The organism is Vibrio sp. YT-19(2023) (assembly GCF_033337395.1).
Genome location: NZ_JAWOQN010000096.1, coordinates 1 through 1,469 on the forward strand (window position 1 = coordinate 1; position 1,469 = coordinate 1,469).

Annotated in this window: 1 protein-coding gene and 1 pseudogene; both read left to right on the forward strand. The window is 54.4% G+C overall.

Features of this window, described 5'->3' with window-relative positions; translation table 11 throughout:
- Nucleotides 1–435 (forward strand): annotated as a pseudogene (locus tag R7E78_RS24070) (P-type conjugative transfer protein TrbJ); the annotation flags it as partial.
- A 10-nt stretch (nucleotides 436–445) separates the two neighbouring features.
- A complete protein-coding gene (gene trbB, locus R7E78_RS24075) occupies nucleotides 446–1,393 on the forward strand; it encodes a P-type conjugative transfer ATPase TrbB (protein WP_318058330.1) in 948 nt (315 codons plus the stop codon).
- The last annotated feature ends 76 nt before the right edge of the window (nucleotides 1,394–1,469 follow it).

The following is a 1,469-nucleotide window of genomic DNA, read 5'->3' on the forward strand; positions in this document are numbered from 1 at the left end:
GGCGGCACCGAAGCCTATCAGGGCCAATCGATTAGCGACATGAACTCGGTGAGCACCTATCAGCAGCAGGGCAATGCCCTACGAGATACGGCGCAAAGTTCACTGGCACTGGCGCAACAAATGAGTCAGTACCAGGTTGACGACCATCAAACGATCGCGTCCATTCAGTCGCACGTGCAAGGCGCCGATGGTGCAATGGAAATCGCTCAGGCCAACGCGGAATTGCTCGCGCAACTGGCGCAGCAGCTCCAGAAATTGCAAACCCTGATGCAAACGCAAATCCAAATGAGCGCCACGCAAATGGCCGCGGACGCCGATACGGTAGAGCGCCAGCGCGTTGCCGAAGAGAAGATGCTCACTCAACCGCTCAATCTGGACCCAACCGATGGCAAAGATTGGTCACAAGAGTGGCAACATCCCAGCATGAAATGGTAAGGAGGTCGCGATGAACCGAGCTTTGCAAGGCATTCGCCATCATTTTTTACAAGCGGGGTTACTTGATTATTTAGAAGACCCTGATTTAACTGAAATCATGCTCAACCCTGACGGTAAGTTATGGATTGAGCGTCAAGGGGAAGCGATGACGCACGTGGGCGAGGTCACGCCCGAGGATGCAACGCGCATTCTTAATGCCGTCAGTGACTATCATCGTCAGACGGTCACGGCCACGCAGCCAATTTTGGAGTGTGAACTGCCTCTTGATGGCAGCCGCTTTGAGGGGCTTATACCGCCTTTGGTGGAAAACCCTAGCTTTGTCATTCGTAAAAAGGCCACGCGCGTGTTTACCTTTGATGACTACATTAAGGCAGGAACGTTAAGCAAAGAAGCCGCTAATGTATTACGTCAGTTGATTGTTGATAAACGCAACATCCTGGTCGCGGGGGGCACTGGCTCAGGAAAAACCACCTTCGGCAATGCCCTGTTGCATCAAATCTCCATGGTGGCACCGGACGAGCGTATGGTCATCATTGAAGACACCAACGAGTTGCAATGCAGCGCGCCTAACCATGTGATTAAGCGCACCAATGACACAGCGAACGTTTCCATGCGCACCTTGCTTCGCACCACACTGCGTTATCGCCCCGACCGCATCATGGTGGGAGAAGTGCGCGGCGGTGAAGCGCTGGATTTACTTAAAGCGTGGAACACGGGCCATCCTGGCGGCATCGCCACCATTCATGCCGATTCAGCGAGACAAGGGCTCGATAGACTGGAGCAATGCGTCAGTGAAGCGACCGCCACACCCAATCGCGCGCTCATCGCCAGTGGCATCCATGCGGTGGTGTTTATGGCGCGAACGCCAGAGGGCAAACGCGTCATTAAAGAGGTGATACAGGTGAACGGCCTCTCTGATACCGGTTACGACACCGCCACCATTTGGGAGGCACCATGAAAAAAGGGCTGATCCTCCTCGCGCTTCTAAGCCATCCCGCCCTTGCTGCTGACAACAATAACGCCCTCGACACCAT

Bases quoted from the DNA above. Each gene is read 5' to 3' on its own strand.
- trbB (WP_318058330.1), top strand. From the start codon at position 446: ATGAACCGAGCTTTGCAAGGCATTCGCCATCATTTTTTACAAGCGGGG.